This is a genomic window from Lysinibacillus sp. G4S2 (assembly GCF_030348505.1).
Lineage (GTDB): Bacteria > Bacillota > Bacilli > Bacillales_A > Planococcaceae > Lysinibacillus.
Genome location: NZ_JAUCFJ010000002.1, coordinates 3,867,317 through 3,883,265, shown reverse-complemented (window position 1 = coordinate 3,883,265; position 15,949 = coordinate 3,867,317). Strand labels below are relative to the sequence as shown.

Annotated in this window: 15 protein-coding genes and 1 other annotated feature; of the genes, 11 read left to right on the top strand and 4 right to left on the bottom strand. The window is 36.0% G+C overall.

Annotated elements, in window-relative coordinates:
* Positions 1-39: 39 nt before the first annotated feature.
* Genes QUF91_RS19815 through hemL form a run of 5 tightly spaced genes read left to right on the top strand, consistent with a single transcriptional unit; the run spans position 40 to position 4,838 of the window.
* On the top strand, positions 40-867 hold the full coding sequence (locus QUF91_RS19815; RefSeq protein WP_285398483.1) for a cytochrome C assembly family protein: 828 nt from the start codon (positions 40-42) through the stop codon (positions 865-867).
* An 18-nt stretch (positions 868-885) separates the two neighbouring features.
* Complete coding sequence (hemC, locus tag QUF91_RS19810) at positions 886-1,818, top strand: hydroxymethylbilane synthase (RefSeq protein WP_285398482.1); 933 nt, start codon at positions 886-888, stop codon at positions 1,816-1,818.
* Positions 1,808-2,563, top strand: a complete 756-nt coding sequence (locus QUF91_RS19805; protein ID WP_285398481.1) for a uroporphyrinogen-III synthase — start codon at positions 1,808-1,810, stop codon at positions 2,561-2,563. Before hemC ends, QUF91_RS19805 begins: the two co-directional genes overlap by 11 nt.
* Before the next feature lies 1 nt (position 2,564).
* Positions 2,565-3,545, top strand: coding sequence for a porphobilinogen synthase (gene hemB / locus QUF91_RS19800; RefSeq protein WP_285398480.1), 981 nt, complete (start codon positions 2,565-2,567; stop codon positions 3,543-3,545).
* Positions 3,546-4,838, top strand: a complete 1,293-nt coding sequence (gene hemL, locus QUF91_RS19795) for a glutamate-1-semialdehyde 2,1-aminomutase (protein ID WP_285398479.1) — start codon at positions 3,546-3,548, stop codon at positions 4,836-4,838.
* A gap of 355 nt (positions 4,839-5,193) precedes the next feature.
* Here hemL and QUF91_RS19790 read toward each other — a convergent pair whose 3' ends face one another.
* Together QUF91_RS19790 and QUF91_RS19785 are read right to left on the bottom strand one after the other, a co-directional pair.
* Positions 5,194-5,592: a hypothetical protein gene (locus QUF91_RS19790; RefSeq protein WP_285398478.1), complete on the bottom strand. Its 399-nt coding sequence runs from the start codon at positions 5,590-5,592 to the stop codon at positions 5,194-5,196.
* Positions 5,593-5,689: 97 nt separating this feature from the next.
* Positions 5,690-6,253, bottom strand: coding sequence for a hypothetical protein (locus QUF91_RS19785; RefSeq protein ID WP_285398477.1), 564 nt, complete (start codon positions 6,251-6,253; stop codon positions 5,690-5,692).
* Positions 6,254-6,539: 286 nt separating this feature from the next.
* Here QUF91_RS19785 and QUF91_RS19780 point away from each other — a divergent pair, with 286 nt between their 5' ends.
* The gene (locus QUF91_RS19780) at positions 6,540-6,989 is read left to right on the top strand and encodes a hypothetical protein (RefSeq protein ID WP_285398476.1); all 450 of its coding nucleotides are present in this window, start codon (positions 6,540-6,542) and stop codon (positions 6,987-6,989) included.
* A gap of 331 nt (positions 6,990-7,320) precedes the next feature.
* On the opposite strand, the gene QUF91_RS19775 is transcribed toward QUF91_RS19780, so the two are convergent.
* Together QUF91_RS19775 and QUF91_RS19770 are read right to left on the bottom strand one after the other, a co-directional pair.
* On the bottom strand, positions 7,321-7,731 hold the full coding sequence (locus QUF91_RS19775) for a hypothetical protein (protein WP_289419120.1): 411 nt from the start codon (positions 7,729-7,731) through the stop codon (positions 7,321-7,323).
* 151 nt (positions 7,732-7,882) lie between these two features.
* A complete protein-coding gene (locus tag QUF91_RS19770; RefSeq protein ID WP_289420106.1) occupies positions 7,883-8,830 on the bottom strand; it encodes a phosphotransferase enzyme family protein in 948 nt (315 codons plus the stop codon).
* Between the two features lie 914 nt (positions 8,831-9,744).
* Between QUF91_RS19770 and QUF91_RS19765 the strand changes: the two genes are divergently transcribed.
* The 5 genes from QUF91_RS19765 (at position 9,745) to QUF91_RS19740 (ending at position 15,798) form a co-directional block, all read left to right on the top strand.
* On the top strand, positions 9,745-10,257 hold the full coding sequence (locus QUF91_RS19765; RefSeq protein ID WP_289419119.1) for a GNAT family N-acetyltransferase: 513 nt from the start codon (positions 9,745-9,747) through the stop codon (positions 10,255-10,257).
* Positions 10,258-10,718: 461 nt separating this feature from the next.
* Entirely contained in the window at positions 10,719-11,165 is a 447-nt protein-coding gene (locus QUF91_RS19760) for an SRPBCC family protein (RefSeq protein ID WP_285398473.1), read from the top strand.
* A gap of 281 nt (positions 11,166-11,446) precedes the next feature.
* Positions 11,447-12,187: a valyl-tRNA synthetase gene (locus tag QUF91_RS19755; protein WP_289419118.1), complete on the top strand. Its 741-nt coding sequence runs from the start codon at positions 11,447-11,449 to the stop codon at positions 12,185-12,187.
* A 248-nt stretch (positions 12,188-12,435) separates the two neighbouring features.
* Positions 12,436-12,687 carry a hypothetical protein gene (locus QUF91_RS19745; RefSeq protein ID WP_285398470.1) on the top strand — a complete coding sequence of 84 codons (252 nt, stop codon included), beginning with the start codon at positions 12,436-12,438 and terminating at the stop codon, positions 12,685-12,687.
* Between the two features lie 50 nt (positions 12,688-12,737).
* Positions 12,738-13,025 (top strand) — a binding site (T-box leader).
* A gap of 127 nt (positions 13,026-13,152) precedes the next feature.
* Positions 13,153-15,798 carry a valine--tRNA ligase gene (locus QUF91_RS19740; RefSeq protein ID WP_289419117.1) on the top strand — a complete coding sequence of 882 codons (2,646 nt, stop codon included), beginning with the start codon at positions 13,153-13,155 and terminating at the stop codon, positions 15,796-15,798.
* Positions 15,799-15,949 lie beyond the last annotated feature (151 nt).

Sequence of the window (15,949 nt, the reverse complement as noted above, 5' to 3'; positions counted from 1 at the left end):
CAGCACTTTAGCACTTTCGATATAAAGAAGGGATGTCTATTGACTGATTTGACAATGACAAGGCTCTACGAAGTGATGATCGTCTTGTATGCGATCAGTCTAGTATTTTACTTTACTGATTACTTTTATAAGCAAGTACGCGCAAGGCGAATTGCTTTTTGGCTTGTTTCATTTGTATGGGTAATTCAAGGTGCCATTATATTATTAACTTTTGTGGAAACGAAGCGTTTTCCGATTTTATCCTTGTCTGAAGGGATTCTCTTTTATTCCTGGCTGCTCGTGACATTATCTATTATTTTGCACTGTATTGCACGAGTTGATCTTCCGGTGTTTATTATTAATATACTAGGGTTTTTGTTCGCTAGTATTTTTACTTTTATGCCGAAACGACCATCGGGAGCAGTAAGCGATACTTTAATTTCGGAAATGCTTTTTATTCATATATCATTTGCGATGTTATCGTATGCAGCATTTACGCTAACTTTTGTTTTTGCGATATTGTATTTAGTATTATATCGTCTGCTCAAAAAGAAAAAATGGTCACATTTATGGACAAGGTTGCCTTCATTACAGCAGACGAGTAGCTGGATGAATGTGTCATTTTTCATTGGTATTCCAGTGCTATTTTTAAGTTTAGTTTTAGGGGTTGAATGGGCACTACTAACGCTAGAAAGTCTTTCGATTTTTGATGCGAAGATTATTGGGTCCTTTATTATTTTAATATTGTATTGCTTTATATTGTATGTGAATCGTAAAAGTAAGCTGACTGGAACAACTTATGCGTGGGTACATATATACGCTTACATATTAGTTGTTGTTAACTTCTTTTTAGGAAGTAGTTTATCGCGATTCCATTTATGGTATTAGAAGAGAGGTTGGAGACTGTTGAGAAAAATTATTGTAGGTTCTAGGAGAAGTAAGCTAGCTTTAACACAAACAAATTGGTTTATCAATGAGTTAAAAGCTGCTGGTGTACCATTTGAATTTGAAGTGAAAGAAATTGTCACGAAAGGCGACCAAATTTTAGACGTGCAGCTATCTAAAGTAGGTGGTAAAGGACTTTTCGTAAAAGAAATTGAACAAGCACTTTACGACAAAGAGATTGACTTTGCTGTTCATTCTATGAAGGACATGCCTGCAATACTGCCTGAAGGATTAGTAATTGGCTGTATTCCGCCACGTGAAGATGCGCGTGATGCATTTATTTCAAAAGGACATGTGAAATTTGCCGATCTTCCAGCAGGAGCTGTTGTTGGGACAAGTTCTCTTCGTCGCAGTGCTCAACTATTAACAGTCCGTCCAGATATAGAAATTAAATGGATTCGTGGAAATGTAGATACACGCTTAGCAAAACTTGAAACAGAAGAATACGATGCAATTATTCTTGCAGCAGCAGGGTTAAAACGCCTTGGCTGGAGCGATGATGTTGTTACTGAGTTTTTACCTGTAGAAGATTGTCTACCAGCAGTAGCACAGGGCTCTTTAGGTATTGAATGCCGTGAAGATGATACGGAGCTATTAGCAGAATTAGGCAAGTTAACAGATAGCATTACATGGCAAGAAGCGCATGCAGAACGTGCTTTCCTAGCGGCTATGGATGGTGGCTGTCAAGTACCTATCGCAGGATACGCAAAGTCTAATGGGGAAGAAATTACACTAACTGGTCTTGTTGCTGCACCAGATGCCTCAGTTGTTTACAAGGAAACAGTAGTAGGTACTGATGCGGATGTGGTTGGGAAAGAGCTTGCTGAGATTTTAACGAAGCAAGGTGCTTTTGAATTAATTCAACGAGTAAAGGCAGAGCAAGATGCAAAATAATTTACCTTTAGAAGGTAAAACGATTATTTTGACAGGTACATCTAAGACGACAACAATTATAGATGACATTACTGCTTTAGGTGGCCAAGCAATAATTACCCCATTGATTGAAACTTGCGAGCTTATCGATAAAAACGATGATGTGCATTTAGAGCTTGCTCGTCAATTTGAATGGCTCATTTTTACGAGTCAAAATGCCGTAGATGCTTTTGCTAGTAAAATGAAACGTTTTAATTTGAGTACAGAGAATTTTCAAGTAAAGATTGCTTCAATTGGAACTAAAACTACTACAGCTTTAGAAAAGCTAGGATTTCATGTGAGCTTTATGCCTTCTATATTTAGTGCAGATGTATTTGTCAAAGAATTTCCTAACGTAGCAGGTAGTAATCCTACTTGTCTATTTATTCGTGGTGAAAAAGCGAAAAAGACATTGAAGGAAGGGCTACCCTTTAATTTGAAGGAATGGACAGTTTATGAAACGATTGAGCGACACGATCAAATACAAGTAATTATTGATTGTATCCGTACGAATAGCGACGTCACAGTGATTTTTGCTAGTCCTTCCGCTGTTGATGTCTATGCAATGGATGTAGCTTCGGTAATTGGTTGGAAGGCAGCACGTGTGGCAGCGATCGGTCATATTACAGAAGCGGCTATTTTAAATCACGGTGCGACTGTGGATGTTATGCCGAGCGTATATACAATGCAAGCAGTCTTCGAGGAAATAACGAAAGTAGGAGAATAAAATGACAAAATTACAATTTCAAAGACATCGTCGTTTGCGTGCAAATGCTGCAATTCGATCAATGGTAAAAGAAACATACTTACACAAAGAGGATTTAATTTATCCAATTTTCGTTATGGAAGGCGAAAATATCAAAAACGAAGTACCTTCTATGCCAGGCGTTTTTCAATTTTCATTAGATAAACTTGAAGCTGAGATTGATGAAGTTGTTGCTTTAGGTATACCTGCTGTTATTTTGTTTGGCTTACCTGCAGAAAAAGATGCAGTCGGAACTGGTGCATTCCATGATCATGGTATTGTGCAAGAAGCAACACGAATTATTAAAGCTCGCTACCCAGAGCTTTTAATCATTGCAGATACATGCTTATGTGAGTTTACAGACCATGGTCATTGTGGCTTAATTGAAGGTGATCAAATTTTAAACGATCCTTCATTAGATGTTTTAGCACGTACAGCAGTATCACAAGCAAAAGCTGGTGCAGATATCATTGCTCCATCTAATATGATGGATGGATTTGTTGCTGCAATTCGTGCAGGCTTAGACGAAGCAGGCTTTGAAAATGTACCGATTATGTCATATGCTGTAAAGTATGCATCTAGCTACTATGGCCCATTCCGAGATGCAGCTGATGGTGCACCTCAATTTGGTGATCGTAAATCATACCAAATGGATCCATCGAATCGTATGGAAGCATTCCGTGAAGCAGAGTCGGATATTGCAGAGGGTGCAGATTTCTTAATTGTTAAGCCAGCTCTAAGCTATTTAGATATAATTCGTGATGTGAAAAATAACTATACATTACCGATTGTTGCATACAACGTTTCTGGTGAATATGCAATGATCAAAGCAGCAGCTATTAATGGCTGGATTGAAGAGAAAAAAGTAGTGCTTGAAACATTACTTGGTATGAAACGAGCAGGCTCTGATTTAATCATTACGTATCATGCTAAAGATGTTGCACGTTGGTTGGAGGAGAAATAAATGGCGCGTTCTTACGAAAAATCAAAACAAGCATATGCTGAAGCAATTAACTTAATGCCAGGAGGCGTAAGTAGCCCAGTACGTGCATTCAAATCCGTAAATATGGATCCAATCTTCATGGAATCTGGTCACGGTGCTATTATTAAAGACATTGATGGCAATGAATATATTGACTATGTATTATCGTGGGGACCTCTAATTCTAGGTCATACGCATCCAGAAGTTGTACAAGCAATTGCAGAAACAGCAGCGAAAGGCTCTTCGTTTGGAGCACCAAGCTACACAGAAAATCGATTAGCCAAATTAGTGTTAGATCGACTACCTGGTATGGAAATGATTCGCTTCGTTTCTTCTGGGACAGAGGCTACAATGTCTGCTTTACGCGTGGCTCGTGGTGTGACAGGGCGCGATAAAATTTTAAAATTTGAGGGCTCATATCACGGTCATGGAGATTCCTTGCTAATCAAGGCTGGCTCTGGGGTAGCTACATTAGGCCTACCTGACAGCCCTGGTGTCCCAGCGGATATTGCACGTAATACATTGACAGTAGCGTACAATGACTTAGAAGGGGCGAAACAAGTTTTCGAAAAGTTTGGTTCAGAACTTGCGGCAGTAATTGTTGAGCCAGTCGCAGGAAATATGGGCGTTGTTCCTCCACAACCAGGCTTCCTACAAGGCTTACGTGAATTAACAAAGGAACATGGAGCACTGTTGATTTTTGATGAAGTTATGACAGGTTTCCGTGTTGACTATGGCTGTGCACAAGGGTATTTTGATGTAACACCAGATATGACAACGTTAGGAAAAGTAATTGGCGGTGGACTTCCTGTTGGCGCATTTGCAGGGAAAAAGGAAATTATGGAGCAGGTAGCACCAGCTGGTCCAATTTATCAAGCTGGTACATTGTCAGGGAATCCATTAGCAATGACAGCTGGCTATGAAACATTATCTCGCCTTGATAATAGCACTTATGAATATTTCAAAAAGCTAGGTGATCAATTAGAGGCTGGTTTCCGAGAAGCAGCCACGAAATACAATATTCCGCATACTGTAAATCGTGCTGGTTCAATGATAGGTTTCTTCTTTACGAATGAAGATGTTATTGATTTTGCTTCAGCAAAAACGTCTGATTTACAATTATTCGCTGAATACTTCCGTCTAATGGCAGAGGAAGGTATTTTCTTACCGCCATCTCAATTTGAAGGTTTATTCATTTCTACTGCACATACGGAGGAGCATATCGCAAAAACGGTTGAAGCCTTTCATAAAGTATTTGCACAATTAGCAAAATAACAAGAGTGAGAAAATACGTTCTTTTTATGAAGTAGTGTAATGCTCAATCAATTAACAAATTAGTAACCACTTCTTATCAATTCTAACATTTGATAAGAAGTGGTTTTTTGTATGCTTTTAAAATTTGCATATGTGGACTTTATTGCGGATAGACGATTCATAAGACATCTAAGGTAAATGTTCGAAATTATAGATATTTTGAGAGATGATATTGAAGCATAGGATTCGTTTACGCAGGCTATCTAATTGTTGATATAGAGAGGTTGAGGAAGCATAACAAAAGGACTTGCATATATGAAAATCAATCATAAAAACAAGCCCTAATCTTATTAAATCTAAGCCCCTGTTAATTGAATTAACGATTGGGATTACGGTCAATAAACTCATCGATTTCATCTGATAACCTAAAAACAAGGTCAAAATAATCACTTTCTGTCATCGAACCTTTATCTCTCCACTTTTGCATTTCTTTATGGTGGAAATCACAAAAATAACCCACTAAATCATGTCTCGAAATTCCTTGTTTTTCTGCCATATCCATAATAGAAAGTCCCTTTTTCCAATATTCTTCATATTCATCGAGACTCATTCCTAAAAAATTGGATATTGCATCATAATCGTATTTGACATGGTAAACTACAGTTCCTTCGTCACTTTCTCCTTGTTCTTGTTCATTTTTTTCTGCATGGACAATTAATGAAAAAAATAGAGCTAAGGTAAAGAAAAGAAGTAATCCTTTAAAAACATACTTCAATATAGAATCTCCTTTTTTCTAATTGTGTCCAAGTTTTTTTATATTATGTCTATTATTTTAAAAAATATAAATTAGCAAGCCTTTCCTGACTCTAAATTTATCCTTCTTTATCGTAAGTGTTCCTTGTAAGATTGAGCTTTGGCATATAAGTACCTCCACCTGCTACCATTTCTTTTGTTTCAACATCATAAATTGCATATCTACCTCTAAATTCTTTTTCTGTATCTTTAAAGGAATAAAAGAAATAAACTTGCCTATCAGGGCTAACGGTCTGATGGTAGTTAATAGCTATATCAGGGTAGGGGCGAAGAATATTTCCATCAAAAGTTATATAATTTAATCCTTCTACCTCTTTAAACAATAGCTTTTTTCTAATATTTACAGATGCATCAGGCATTTCTTTAAAAAGAACAGTATCCAAATGTCTTTGCTGTTGCTTATGTCTTTGATAAAGCTCCTGATGTACAGGATACTTTAGGTCTCTTAATGCCTGGTAAAATTCATCTACAGTTTCATCAAAAACTTTTTCCTTATTTGCAGGATATAAATATTCAATTTTATCTGAGGGTGTAGTTTGTGAATAAACAGGATTTCCTAATATCATGGAAAGACTGAACGAAAATATAAACGTATACAAACTAATTAAGAATAGATTTTTCATGTAAGTTACTCCTTTAAGAAGTAACTTACCCTAAATATTTTTTAACTATCCTGCACACCGTTAGTTAAAAGACTGAATAATCAGTTGTGTGGTAAAATGTAACGCATTTACAAATATTGATGTGGGGTGAATGTGTAAGCTTATAAAGCAAGGTACGATTAGATTGCAGTAGCACATCAACAATAAGTTGTTGTGCTTTTTGATAGAATAATATTTTTATCGAAAATGTATAGGTAATAATCTATAATTAATTAGGGATAAATAGTACAAAAGGAGAAATAAGTAAATGAAGAAGATAGGAATGTACATTGGTATAACAGTTATGGGCATAATAGCTGTATTTGCAGGTAATTTACTTTTTACTGAATACCAATCGTACAAGCTTGAAAAGGAAATAGAGAAATTAGAAAAAGAACAAGAGGAAAAAGAACTGGCAGAAGCAAAGGAACTTGCTTTGAGGAATATTAAGTTTGACAAACCTATAATTATGCAAAATGAAGATAAATGGGAACTTGTAGTTACGAATCAGGGAAATCAAAATATATCTGGTTTCTTCTATGTTAAAATGTATGATGAAGATGGCAAAGAGATTTTGAGAGAATTTGTAAGTATTCCTGCGGGTCAACTAAGCCCTTATGGAGAATTTATTTATAAGGGTGAGATTGATAAAGAATATAAAAACAAGGTTCATAATTATAAAATTTTAGATGCTGAACTATATGCTCGTGAATATTAGCCAATTTATTAAAAGAATCTCTTACTTAATATAGATGCATACATAGTTATTCTTGGGAAATTGTTTTTTTGTAGAACATCTCAATGAAGTGGTGTGCTTTTTCTGTTACACATTTTTACTTCGGTTCTTGGAGCTTATTTTACAGCTTATGAACGTTGAATCAAGAGCAGAGGATTTCATTTACACAGGTTGTTTAATTATTGTACAGAGCTATGTATTGAGCTACAAGAGTGATTAAAGGAAGCATAACAAAAGGGCTTGTATGTAATGAATTTTTATCATACGCAAGCCCTAGATTGTTAGAGTTGAAAATTCGATATTGTTTAGAAAATTAAATCTTTGGAATTGCGCCCGAATTATTTTCATAAACAAACTTTGAACAAAGACCCCAATAAGAGGACTCGTAATATTCAGGATATTCAATGAGAAGTTGAGAACGCTCAATCCACAATTTAAGTTCTTTTGATGTGGTTGTATTTTCAATCGTATCTAGTAATTGAGATAGCTTTTGAATTTTTCCACTGTCTCCTACCCGAACCGTATCTCCTGTGAAAACATATAAGGTATTAAGGAAATAAGAAGTATGTTCACATTGCTCATCTTCAACAAATGTACAAATCATCGGTATATTTTCAAATTTATAGATGAAGAGTTCCCAATCTTGCACAGGTTCCATTTCATCACTATATGCCCATTTTTTGATTTCTTTTTGTGTAGGATTCCAAGGGTCTTTAAACATCATTTTGTACTCCTTTAAATTTAAACTAGCATTAATTATCTTCAAAATTATAACATGGAAGATTATTCGTTGGTAGTGGAATGGTAAAAGTGCTATGAATTAGATTAACTGTTACAGCCTACCGAGACGATTATTCAACAAAGAACCGTTTAGGTTAAATATTTGGAATGGAATGATTTAATTCAAGTCTCAATCTATAATGGTTCATTATTCTTATCTGTTCTTCAGTTAGTTTTTCTTTGTCCCAGTACATGTGCATCAAACTGTATTCAAATATTTCTTTTAATTTAATAAATAAAGGAAGTTTATCTAACATTTCTGAGGATAGTTCATTTTCCTCTTGGTATCCTTCGATGATTGCTTTTGTAATACTTCGCCCATATTCAACTATGTTACCTCCACCTACAAACGAATACTCCAACGCACTGTAAATTGGAACTGCTAAATCAAAAATATAAAAATGCTTCTCACAATCTTGAAAATCAACCATCGTCAAATTCGAATCATTATCAACCAAAATGTTTTCTAACCATAAATCGCCGTGTAACAATCCATAATTCGAATTATTTTTTGGTATTTTTTTTATAGATGATAAAACCTCTTTTGCAATATCTCTAATAGCACATTCTTCTTTAGGAATATATTTGAGAAAGGCATATTCTTCGTTATCATGCCAATCGTTGATATATCTAATTGGATGTATTTCTTCAAACTTCTTGGATATACGATGTAATTTACCCATTTGCCTACCTAATTCTTTTAATATTTCTGCATTCCATTCATTTCTTGGTAGATGTACACCAGGAGCCGATTTATAAAGAACAATTAAGACTTCTTTGTTTTCAAGAGTTATCTTTTCTATAGCCTTACCATTAATAGAAGCTATTGTTGGTGATACACCCAACCCTTCTTTAAATAAGAAATTCGTATAATTAACTTCTTCTAATTGTTCATCAAAACTTTTATAGTTTGTAATTCTTGCAAAGTAATCACCATCTTCTGCAATGCACCGAAACATCTCATCAGTTACTGATTCTACTTTAATTAAATCTACTGAATATATTGTGTTAAGTAGTTCAAGTATCTTTTGTACCAAAATTATTCACCCCTTCTTTAATTCTAATAACCTGCAAAAATCGTTAAGCTAACATATTCTATATTCGGAATAAAAATTTTAATAATCCTGCTCCGTTAGTTGTTGAATAATTGAATAATTAGTTGTTTGGAATAGTGTAACATATTTCCAAATGTTGGTGTAAAGAAGTGTGTAAGCTTATAAAGAAAGGTATGATGAAGTTGCGGTAGCGCATCAGTAAGCTGACGTGCATTGTTAAATCCCGCAGAACAGCTCTCAGAGGATTCGAGTATCGGATAGACTTATAACTTGTTTGCGTGGATTGCGCTCAGGTAGTCTGTGAAGGCATAACAAAAGACTTAATGTGTAATTTTACTAACAAGCCCTTGATTGATGTAGCTTTGGCTATTGTATTGATTGTCGAAAAGTTGATAAAAGCTCCAAATGATTATTAATTCACCTCTATTTTTTTCTGTTTCTTGTTATCAATAATTTTTAACAAAAAGAACAGTAGACTACAAGAAAAAACCATCGACATTATACCAGTAACCATACGCATTACAAAAGTATCATTAGGGAAACGGAATAAAATAAGTCCCAAACAATATATCCACGATATAACTGTAAATAATTTAAATAATATATTCATCATGAAATATTCTCCCTTAAAAGAAGTGCTTTTTCTTTACTAACTGAAAATTACGTCTATAGATAATCGTAACACAGTAAAGTTTGAGTTGGTAGATAAATGGTAAATTGTGACTAATTTATTGGAATCACAAATGATGAAATCAACAAAAGTTTCAAAAGTTTGGCACACTAAGAACAATTGACTTGAGCGTAAATTTCAGTGATTAAGTGGTGCATTTCAATGAGTAGCTATGTAAACTAAAAAAGTAGGGATTTTTTGTAATTAAGAAGCGGTATAGGGAGGTAAAAGAATGAGTCTAATAGTGAGAGAAGCATTAGTTTCTGATGCAGAAAAAATGTTGAAAATTCAACTGCAAGTTTTAACAGAACAGAAATATTTATTAACCACACTAGAAGAATTTAATCAAACTGTTGAAGAGCAAGAGAAATGGATTGAACAAAAACAGGTGAATGAACGTGATGTGATTTTCGTTGCTGAATTAGAAGGAGAAATAGTGGGGTGGTTAATGTTTCAATCGCCACCAAGAAAACGAATTTCCCATACAGGATCATTTGGGATGATGGTCGATTCCAACATAAGGGGTCAAGGAATAGGTACTTTATTGTTAACTAAGTTAATTGATTGGGCAACTGTTAATCCATTTATTGAGAAAGTTTGTTTAGGTGTTTTTTCAACAAATGAAAATGCCATTAAACTATATCAGAAAATGGGCTTTCTTGAAGAAGGTCGTAAAGTTAGAGAAGTAAAATTAGACAATGATGAATACATAGACGACATTTTGATGTATAGATTTGTAAAATAACTAACTATAACGGCGCATTTTGTATGGATTGGATAAATAGATATTAATTGTTTTTAGAGAGCTATAACGGCTCTCTTTTTTAGGATCTTCACCATTTATATACATGGTAAAATTTACCGAATGTCAATCACAACTTTTGGTGATGGGCCTTTTTTTATTGTTCTAAGTATTTTACGGACGTATCGGAAGTGCGTGTAATGGGCAATAGGAGCATGGTTACAAACTAGCATGCTAGAAGTATTTTCTGGCATGTTAGTTTTTTGTTGATAAAGTTATACAACATGCCTTCGTCTGCAATGTTTTTTTATTTTTACCCGTTAAAAGTTCATTGGAGTATCAATGAATGAAAATAATCGTTACTACTTGAAAAAATTTATTAAAATTATAACTTTCAGCATAGCCAAATTGTGGGCGAAATCGTATATAATATAGCTATTCGTAAAAGAAAGTAGTGAATTGATATGGCAACAGGCACACATATGGTCGAAGTACCCGTAGGAATTGAAAATGTATGGGATTTCGTCAGTGATATGGAAAAATGGGCGAAGCTTGTCCCAGGTTATAATGCACATGAAATGATTGATGAAAAACATTCAACATGGACGTTTAAAGGCAACGTTGGTGTTCTGAAAAAAACAGTACAAGTAGAGATTACTATTTTAGAATGGGCAGCGCCTTCAAAAGTAACATTCGAATTAAAAGGACTGTCTGATAACTTTTCTGGAAACGGTTATTTCCTTGCGGAAAGCATTGATGCAGAAAATACAAAAATGACAGGCTTCTTAGAAGTAACAGCAGGAGGATTAGCTGGTCCTGTTTTAAATCCAATCTTTAAGCCAATCGTACCAAAAGCAACACAAATGTTAACAGATCGTGTAGCAAATAAAATCAAATTGGTGAATGTATAATTACGCTGTTGAGACAACAGTAAAAAGGCATGCTAGAATTTTCTAGTATGCCTTTTTTAGGCTCTTCACCATAAAGTGGGTTGATTTTCGTTCCTGCCAGGCGCTTTCCTGGGGGCGTCAACTAAGCTTTTGTAAGTAATAAAATGTTAGTTATAAAGAAAGGTAGAAAAAATTTTTTCGTTATCATGTGGTGATTTTATTACGTAACCTATAGCATACTATCCTCCGAAGCTTCATATGATGCAAGGGGAGGGATTATTATCGAACACAAAACGTGGAATATGAGCGAAACTTTTAGTTTTCCTGGTTATGGCTATCCAATAGAAATAGCAGCTGTGCAAATTAAGCCGCGGTGGCAGACAATGCAGCTAGAAGATTCATTACGATTAATGGGTATTTATCACATCACCGCACATGTTCGCTTTGATTTTCGAGACATGCAAGTTTTCACGGGTAATGAAGAATTAGTACAAATCGATACACTTGATATTCAAGGAGATACTGGTTATTTTGAGTATGCAGTTCCTTTAAATGTAGATTTACCAAAAGATTCGACTATTGAAGATTTAATGGTAAAGGACATTAGACCTACACTGACTAATCAAATGTGTCAGCTTGAATGGACGGTTACAAGTATTTTTAATGAGCCTGAGCAAACATTTGAAAAAGCTCATGTATTAGAAGAACAGTCTGTCACTGCAAATGCCTTAGCTCGAATAGAGAAGGTTACACATGTAGAAGAAACCGCACAAGTAAAACAACCTGCAGCTGTAGTTGCTTCTATACAAGAGGAAAAATCAAAGGCTGTAGCATTTTCAGTACAAAAGGAAAAGTCTGAAGCTGTAGTAGCTTCAGCACAAAAGCCTAACTCAGTTGAGCAAAAAACAGTGTTGAGAGAATCCTCAAGTCATATTGTAGTCCGTGAATCTAGCTCATGGCATGAAGTTCCATCAATGATTTGGGATTTAACAGAAGAATATACACCACTAAAGGTACGTGTTTCAAAGAATATCATTCAATAGTAAATAGCATAGAAGTAGCAGAAGCAATAGGATGATGAAATCGCCGGATGTTGGAATGATGATGACACGTATAAATTGAAAAGCACAAATTGGCACAATAATCGCTCTGCAATAAAAACGAACTTGTCGTAGCCATGGTGGTAAAAGCCAAGGATTATACTTACGGCGTCGTCGCATTTGAATTTTCACTTCCTTTTCTATTTATCTTCATTCAGTAGAAGATTCCTACCTCTGAAGGTGTTAGATGATTGCGGGTGTGGTTCCTTTTCAGTGGGTGTCTAACACCTACTGAAATAGAGGAACTCAGTTTAAGAACGCCACGTCCTGTGGTAATTTCTCTGTATCGAAAGCGTAATGCAAACGTAGCGTCAGCAACAACAAATGTTTTCTGTGCGAAAGCGAAGCGACAGCAACAAATGTTTTCTGTAGCGAAAGCGAAGCGTCAGCTACAATTACACCAAGGAGAAATTGATTTTGAATTACTTCTAAAAAATGACTAAACCACTTGAAAATCTGTACGATTCTGCGGTACAATGTGAAAAAGTCAAATATAGATGCTATGACAGGGAAGAGTAAATTAGTCGTACATTTTAAGAGAGGAAACGGTAGCTGAGAAGTTTCTATATGTACCTAATTGAATGTAGCCCTCGAGCAGCTTTAGTGAACTAACAGTAGTTAAAGCCGGTTAAACACCGTTACCGAATTGAGAGCCAGTAGTAAAAGGCTTAAGCAAGTAGTGTATTCTATTTCTTGATGAAATGTGTGTATAGTGACCGCTTAACTCGCCTCTGCTGGAATTAAAGGTGGTACCGCGAATTTAAACTCCTTCGTCCTTTTTGACGTTAGGAGTTTTTTTTATTTTCATTAAATCTTCTGGTAAATGTGCCTCAGTATGAGACATAAAAACAGAATGATTGGTACGATCTCATACCGATAAAATTAATAAGTCAACAGGAGGAGTCAAAATGACAGAAAACATTTCAATGCCTACAAAATATGATCCACAGTCCATTGAAGCGGGTCGTTATGAATGGTGGTTACAAGGAAAATTTTTCGAGGCGCAGCCTACTAGTGAAAAGGAACCTTATTCAATCGTTATTCCACCACCGAATGTAACAGGTAGACTACATCTTGGCCATGCTTGGGATACAACATTACAAGATATTTTAATTCGTATGAAGCGCATGCAAGGTTATGATGCACTTTGGTTACCAGGAATGGACCATGCAGGTATTGCGACACAAGCAAAAGTAGAAGCCAAACTACGAGAAGATAATATTACACGTTATGATTTAGGTCGTGAAAAATTCCTCGAAAAAACATGGGAATGGAAAGAAGAGTATGCTGGGCATATTCGTGATCAATGGGCGAAGCTTGGTCTTGGATTAGATTATTCTCGCGAGCGTTTCACACTTGATGAAGGTCTTTCTGATGCAGTTAAAACGGTTTTCGTACAATTATATGAAAAAGGCTTAATCTATCGTGGTGAGCGTATTATTAACTGGGACCCTGCTGCAAAAACAGCATTATCAGATATTGAAGTTATTTATCAAGATGTTCAAGGTGCTTTCTATCACATGAAATACCCATTAGCTGATGGCTCAGGATATGTGGAAGTAGCGACTACACGTCCTGAAACAATGCTAGGTGACTCTGGGGTAGCTGTTCACCCGAAAGATGAGCGCTATCAACACCTAATCGGTAAAACAGTGATTTTACCAATTGTTGGTCGTGAAATTCCTATCGTAGCAGATGACTACGTAGATATGGAATTTGGTACTGGGGTTGTAAAAATGACACCAGCACACGATCCTAATGACTTTGAGGTTGGTAACCGCCACAACCTTGAGCGCATTCTTGTTATGAATGAAGATGGTACAATGAACGAGCTTGCTGGCAAGTATAACGGGTTGGATCGCTTTGAATGCCGTAAGCAAATCGTAGCTGATTTACAAGAAGCAGGTGTGCTTATTCGTATTGAAGAACATACACATTCAGTAGGTCACTCTGAACGTTCTGGTGCTGTTGTAGAGCCATATCTTTCAGCACAATGGTTCGTTAAAATGCAACCACTTGCTGATGCTTCACTTACCCTTCAACAAGATGAGGAAGGAAAAGTAAACTTCGTACCGTCTCGTTTTGAAAACACATATTCTCGCTGGATGGAAAATATCCGTGACTGGTGTATCTCTCGTCAGTTATGGTGGGGTCATCAAATTCCTGCTTGGTATCACAATGAAACAGGTGAAATTTACGTAGGAACAGAAGCACCAGCAGATGCAGAAAATTGGACGCAAGATGAAGACGTATTAGATACATGGTTCTCGTCAGCGCTATGGCCATTTTCAACAATGGGTTGGCCAGATGAGACAAATGAAGAATATAAACGTTACTATCCAACAAGTACACTTGTAACTGGCTATGATATTATTTTCTTCTGGGTATCTCGAATGATTTTCCAAGGTCTTGAATTTACAGGTCAGCGCCCATTCAAAGATGTACTAATTCACGGTTTAGTACGTGATGGTGAAGGACGCAAGATGAGTAAATCACTTGGTAATGGCGTAGACCCTATGGACGTTATTGATCAGTATGGTGCCGATTCATTACGTTACTTCTTAGCTACTGGGTCTTCACCTGGTCAAGATTTACGCTATACAACCGAAAAAGTAGAATCCGTATGGAACTTTGCAAATAAGATTTGGAATGCGTCTCGATTCGCTTTAATGAATATGGAAGGTATGACATATGATGAAATCGACTTAACTGGTGAAAAATCAGTTGCCGATAAATGGATTCTAACTCGCTTAAATGAAACAATTGAACGTGTAACATCTCTCGCAGAACGCTACGAGTTTGGCGAAGTTGGCCGCGAACTTTATAATTTCATTTGGGATGATTTCTGTTCTTGGTATATTGAAATGGCTAAATTACCGTTAAATGGTGATGATGAAGCAGCTAAGAAAACGACTCGTTCTATATTAGCTTATGTTTTAGATCAAACGATGCGTCTATTACATCCATTCATGCCGTTCATTACGGAAGAAATCTGGCAGCACTTACCTCATGAAGGTGAATCAATCACAGTGGCAGCATGGCCAACTGTACGCACGGATCTTCATTTTGCAGAGGAAGCAGACAATATGAAGCTCCTAATGGATATTATACGTTCAGTACGTAATATTCGTGCGGAAGTTAATACACCAATGAGCAAAAAAGTGCCGTTATATATTTCAGCGAAGGATGCAGCAACGGTTACAGTACTTAATGCAAATAAAGCATATTTAGAAAAATTCTGTAATCCAGAGTCACTAACAATTGGCGAAGGCTTAGAGGCTCCTGGTCAGTCGATGACAGCAGTAGTAACTGGAGCTGAGCTATTCCTACCACTTGTTGGACTTATTAACTTAGACGAAGAAATTGCTCGTCTTGAAAAAGAATTAGAAAAATGGGCAAAAGAAGTGAAGCTTGTTACTGGTAAGTTATCGAATGAGAAATTCGTATCCAAAGCTCCAGAAGCCTTAGTTAATGCAGAGCGTGAAAAATTAGCCGATTACGAAAGTAAACATGCGGTTGTATTAAAACGTTTAGAAGAACTAAAAAATATGTAAGTTTGAGACAGCGGATGGCGATAAAGTCATCCGTTGTTTTTTTGTTCTAAACTATATAAATTACCTTCCGAAGACTTTGTAATGGAGCTATTTATTCCTATTTAAGATTTTGTGAATAACATAATTCGTTGTTGATGTTTTATAGTGGTCT

What these genes read in the sequence shown, in the direction of transcription:
- QUF91_RS19780 (WP_285398476.1), top strand. Translation starts at nt 6,540, where the DNA reads ATGAAGAAGATAGGAATGTACATTGGTATAACAGTTATGGGCATAATA.
- QUF91_RS19740 (WP_289419117.1), top strand. Translation starts at nt 13,153, where the DNA reads ATGACAGAAAACATTTCAATGCCTACAAAATATGATCCACAGTCCATT.
- QUF91_RS19765 (WP_289419119.1), top strand. Translation starts at nt 9,745, where the DNA reads ATGAGTCTAATAGTGAGAGAAGCATTAGTTTCTGATGCAGAAAAAATG.
- QUF91_RS19755 (WP_289419118.1), top strand. Translation starts at nt 11,447, where the DNA reads ATGAGCGAAACTTTTAGTTTTCCTGGTTATGGCTATCCAATAGAAATA.
- hemL (WP_285398479.1), top strand. Translation starts at nt 3,546, where the DNA reads ATGGCGCGTTCTTACGAAAAATCAAAACAAGCATATGCTGAAGCAATT.
- QUF91_RS19805 (WP_285398481.1), top strand. Translation starts at nt 1,808, where the DNA reads ATGCAAAATAATTTACCTTTAGAAGGTAAAACGATTATTTTGACAGGT.
- QUF91_RS19775 (WP_289419120.1), bottom strand. Translation starts at nt 7,731, where the DNA reads ATGATGTTTAAAGACCCTTGGAATCCTACACAAAAAGAAATCAAAAAA.
- hemB (WP_285398480.1), top strand. Translation starts at nt 2,565, where the DNA reads ATGACAAAATTACAATTTCAAAGACATCGTCGTTTGCGTGCAAATGCT.
- QUF91_RS19785 (WP_285398477.1), bottom strand. Translation starts at nt 6,253, where the DNA reads ATGAAAAATCTATTCTTAATTAGTTTGTATACGTTTATATTTTCGTTC.
- QUF91_RS19760 (WP_285398473.1), top strand. Translation starts at nt 10,719, where the DNA reads ATGGCAACAGGCACACATATGGTCGAAGTACCCGTAGGAATTGAAAAT.